Origin of the sequence: Paenibacillus sp. 1-18, from assembly GCF_000520755.1 — a bacterium.
GTDB lineage: Bacteria > Bacillota > Bacilli > Paenibacillales > Paenibacillaceae > Paenibacillus > Paenibacillus brasilensis.
On the sequence record NZ_ASSB01000047.1, the window covers coordinates 1 to 4,688 of the forward strand.

Here is a 4,688-nt window from a genome sequence, read left to right on the forward strand (position 1 = left end):
GGACAGCGACGGGCGGCTTTGGCAAGCCGGCGCTGTTCGAGGTGGGCGTTTCCCCAGGCGTGGGAAACAAAAAATTCACCGCTCGCCAGATGGCCCTGCTCGCGGAGATAGCGGGTGAGGACGGCGAGCTGGAATATACGCCGGATCACCAGATCGTGCTGCGCGTACCGTGCGCAGACCCCGAGGAGCTGGTCGGACGGCTGCGGGATGAGCGATTGATTGTCATGCCCATCGGCGATGTGTTTAAGGTGAAGGCGTGCGACTTCTGCAACATGGAGAAGGATGACGCTGTGCCCGTGGCTGAGCATCTACAGGTTGTGCTTGGTGGTTTGCAGGCACCCAAAGAAACCAGCATCGCCTTGAACGGCTGCGGTATGGCCTGCTATGGAGCGGTGCTGGAGGATATCGGCATCGTCTACCGAAAGGGCGGATACGATCTTTTCCTTGGCGGCAAAAAATTCGGCCGCAATGCTCATGCCGCTCAGCCTGTAGCGGAAGGGATTCCGGGGGAACAGATTACAGACATTGTCGAGCATATCATCGCTGAGTATAAGGAAAAAGGGCATCCGAACGAGCGTTTCCATAAATTTTTCAAACGTGTAGGTGTGGTTGCCGGCTTCCGGCATGAGGACGCACCGGCAACCGTAGAAGTGAATGCGGTTTGCGGTGATTAGTGGGCCAGAAGCCTAATGAGCGGGACACAAGCATATATATAAAATAGGGCGTCATATAGGCTATCCCTATCATGAGGAGGAGAAAACAGCAGTGAATGCAATATTGTTGGTTGGACATGGAAGTCGGGACCCGGAGGGGAACGAGGAGCTGCTGGAATTTGCACAGGCGGTGGCAGATCGAGTACCGGGAACGTGTGTAGAAACCTGTTTCCTGGAGCTGACACGCCCCAGCATCGCTGACGGGGTACAGGCATGTGTGAAAAGAGGGGCGACACGTGTCGTTCTTGTGCCAATTATCTTGTTCGCCGCAGGACACGCCAAAATTGATATTCCGATGGCGATTGATCGTGCGAAGGCGAGGCATCCGCAGGTGGAATTTGTATATGGGCGTCCGATTGGCGTTCACGAGAAAATCGTTAGCATTTTGCAAAGCCGCTTGAAGGAGGCTCGTCCGGTTGCAGTTCCAGCGGGAATGAATAACGCTGTTGAGGCATCCGCCGAGGTGACGGACGAGGAAACAGCGGTGCTTGTACTGGGACGCGGAAGCAGCGATCCCGATGCCAACAGCGATTTTTTCAAAATGAGTCGCATGCTGTGGGAGAAGCTCCCCTATACGTGGGTGGAGAGCAGCTTTATCGGTGTGACGCAGCCTTCCTTCTCAGATGGATTGGAACGTTGTGTACGATTGGGAGCCAAAAAAATTATCGTACTCCCATATTTTCTATTTACTGGAGTGTTGATTAAACGCATCGGAGAAATGACCGAGGAATTTGCCGAGGCTCATCCTGAACTGCAGGTTGAAATCGGTGGGTATTTTGGTTTCCATCCGCAACTGGTCGAGCTGGTGCTGGAGCGTGCTAATGAAGGCTTATTCGGCAAGGTTGCAGCGAATTGCGATAACTGCCAGTTCCGCTTGGAGGCGCAGGAGCATCACCATCATCACCACGACCACGAACATGATCATCATGGACATGACCACCATCACGACCACCATCACGACCACCATCATGATCATCATGAACATAACCATGGACACGATCACCACCACGACGGGCACTCGCACGACCACGGGCACGATCATAACCATGATCATGAACACCACCACGAACATTTACATACGCCGTCTGTTGGGGATAGCAGCGGGATTGCCGGCAGCGGGCAGGTGAAGAATTCATGATTTTTATGCTATGTGGAACAAGCGATGCGCGGGAATTGGCACTACAAATCCGTGGCAATGGCTTCAGGGTATTGACCTCTGTCGTAACGGAAAGTGCAGCAATCAGCTTGTCCGAAGCAGGTCTGGACGTACGTACAGGTCGAATGACAGCCGATGAAATGGCAGCAGTGGTTCGAGAGCTGGGAGTACAGGCCATCGTAGATGCCAGTCATCCTTTTGCTGAAGAAGCACATGTGAACGCCATGGCAGCCGCTCGCGAATCTGGAGTGCCTTATATTCGCTACGAGCGGGCGGGGCTGGTGTACGACAATCATCCGCTGCTTCACATTGTACCGTCCTATGAGGAGGCCGCACTGGAAGCGAAGCAACTGAAAGGCTCTGTCATGCTTACCACAGGCAGCAAGACGCTCGGCACATTCACCAGGCATTTGCTCGGAGACCCGGAGATTCGTCTGGTTGCACGAATGCTGCCGCGTCTGGACAATATGGAAAAATGCAGCGAGCTGGGGATGGAGCAAAAAAATATTATCGCCATGCAGGGACCTTTTTCCCGTGAGATGAACGAGGCATTGTACAAGCACTTTGGTACAACGGTGATGGTGACCAAAGAAAGTGGTCGCACAGGGGCTGTAGATGAAAAGGTTCAATCGGCCCTGGAACTGGGTATACATGTCATTCTGATTTCCAGACCGGAAGTGGAATTTGGCACGGTATTTGATCATTTTGACGGAGTGATTGACGCCCTGCGTACAGCCGAATAGAGGCCTGAGCTCTAAGCCATGATTCTATGATCCTATGAGAGATGGTCGATCCCGGTCAATCCGATGAATCCAGAACGATTTTTGGCGTGTATTTAAAATATAGCTATCTTAAAATGCACAGTTTTTGTGTAGAGGTGTTTGTAACTCCTTAACATGAACCTATATAAGATGAACTTGAAAAATGAACATAAAAACGGAGTAGTCGGAATGATGCTGTACAAGCGAAGCGGTCGCTTTTGTCCCCGGATTCCTACACTGATCATAGGTTTTATTCAAGGAATCCGGGGGCGGTGGCGATGGGAAGCACCATCCGACTGCGTAGTGGAACAATAGGTAACTTTAATGTTCTAAGCTAATTTAATTTCTAATCTTTCATAAGGGAGCGGTCGAGACGATGGATTTTAAAACCGATTTTAAACCGTTAACGGTACAGCCGCAGGAGATTGAGGGCAAAAGCTTCGAGATGATCACAGAGGAACTGGGCGAGCATCCTTTTACAGCTGAGCAATATCCTGTCGTACAGCGCGTCATTCACGCGTCCGCTGATTTTGAGTTGGGGCGCAGCATGGTATTTCATCCAAAAGCGATTGAAGCCGGAATTGCAGCCATTCGTGCAGGCCAGCAGGTCGTTGCCGATGTGCAAATGATTCAGGCGGGCCTTAGCAAGGATCGCATCCGTCAATTTGGCGGGGATGTGCATGTGTATATTTCCGACCCGGATGTCATGGAAGAAGCGAAAAGACTGAATACGACACGCGCCATTATCTCGATGCGCAAAGCAATCCAAGCCGGCGAAGGCGGTATCTATGCGATTGGTAATGCGCCGACAGCGCTGCTGGAGCTGATTCGCTTGGTCAAGGAGGGAGCGGCCAAGCCTGGTCTGGTGATCGGGATGCCGGTTGGTTTCGTTTCAGCAGCAGAGTCGAAGGATGAGCTGCGCAAGCTCGATATTCCGTTCATTACGAATATGGGGCGCAAGGGCGGCAGTACGATTGTTGTAGCGGCATTGAATGCAATCTCCTTAATGGCTGTCCGCTAGTAGCGGTTGTCTGTTTGCTGTATCATGAAATGAATTGGAGCATGATCAGCAGAAGAGGTTAAGGAGGAATTGGCATGGAAAAGGAAGCGGCGTCCGCCGACAGACCCAAACGGATGAAAAGCGGTGAAGCCCCCGCGCCGGACAAGCCGATGCGGTCAGGCTTTACGACAGGAGCCTGTGCAGCCGCAGTTGCCAAAGGAGCGGTGCAACTGCTCATCACAGGCATTCCACCGAAGGAAGCGGTGATATCGCTGCCAGCGGGTTTCGATCATGCATTCGAGCTGATCGAGCCTGTGCTGAACGCGGACGAAGCTTCCTGCACGACGATCAAGGACGGTGGCGATGACCCGGATGCAACGCATCAGGCGAGAATTATCGCGTCCGTTAGCTGGCGCGAGGAGCCTGGCATTGAGCTGGACGGCGGCATCGGCGTGGGGCGGGTAACGAAGCCCGGTCTGCCTGTGCCTGTCGGAGAAGCAGCGATCAATCCTGTGCCGCGCCGGATGATTACGGAGGCTGTCACAGGCGTGCTTGAGGAGCACGGATCAGCCAAAGGTGTCCGTGTCGTCATCAGCGTGCCGGACGGCGAAGAAATCGCCAAGAAAACGCTGAACGGGCGGCTTGGCATTCTTGGCGGTATTTCCATACTGGGTACACGTGGTGTGGTCGTTCCGTTTTCCACGTCAGCTTATAAAGCCAGCGTCGTGCAGGCCATATCGGTTGCGCAAGCGATGAACTGCCAGGAAATTGTCCTGACCACAGGCGGCAGCAGTGAAAAATATGCAATGCAGATGTACGATCAGCTAACGGAGGAAGCCTTTATTCAGATGGGCGACTTTGTCGGCTTTGCGGTCAAGCATGGCAAACGACTGGGAATGAAGAAAATTATTCTCGTCGGCATGCCCGGCAAGCTGTCCAAGGTCGCTCAAGGTGTCATGATGGTTCACTCCAAGAGCGCCCCGGTGGACTTTGGCTTTTTAGCCGAGGTCGCGCGCGAAGCAGGCGTGGACGAGTCGCTTGCGGCGGGGGGGGGGGGA

4 protein-coding genes and 1 pseudogene are annotated in these 4,688 nt (G+C 53.3%); all 5 read left to right on the top strand.

Annotation, left to right across the window (positions count from 1 at the left end; all coding sequences use genetic code 11):
- Window positions 1-674: pseudogene (locus tag L693_RS0102885) on the top strand (precorrin-3B C(17)-methyltransferase); the annotation flags it as partial.
- Window positions 675-765: 91 nt separating this feature from the next.
- Entirely contained in the window at window positions 766-1,851 is a 1,086-nt protein-coding gene (locus L693_RS0102890; protein ID WP_025715977.1) for a sirohydrochlorin chelatase, read from the top strand.
- On the top strand, window positions 1,848-2,612 hold the full coding sequence (gene cobK, locus L693_RS0102895; protein ID WP_025715978.1) for a precorrin-6A reductase: 765 nt from the start codon (window positions 1,848-1,850) through the stop codon (window positions 2,610-2,612). The genes L693_RS0102890 and cobK overlap by 4 nt, the downstream gene beginning before the upstream one ends.
- 394 nt (window positions 2,613-3,006) lie before the next feature.
- Window positions 3,007-3,651: a precorrin-8X methylmutase gene (locus L693_RS0102900; protein WP_025715979.1), complete on the top strand. Its 645-nt coding sequence runs from the start codon at window positions 3,007-3,009 to the stop codon at window positions 3,649-3,651.
- 74 nt (window positions 3,652-3,725) lie between these two features.
- Window positions 3,726-4,688 (top strand): cobalt-precorrin-5B (C(1))-methyltransferase (locus L693_RS0102905; RefSeq protein ID WP_025715980.1); only part of this gene is annotated, 963 nt, incomplete at its 3' end.

What these genes read in the sequence shown, in the direction of transcription:
- cobK (WP_025715978.1), top strand. Translation starts at nt 1,848, where the DNA reads ATGATTTTTATGCTATGTGGAACAAGCGATGCGCGGGAATTGGCACTA.
- L693_RS0102900 (WP_025715979.1), top strand. Translation starts at nt 3,007, where the DNA reads ATGGATTTTAAAACCGATTTTAAACCGTTAACGGTACAGCCGCAGGAG.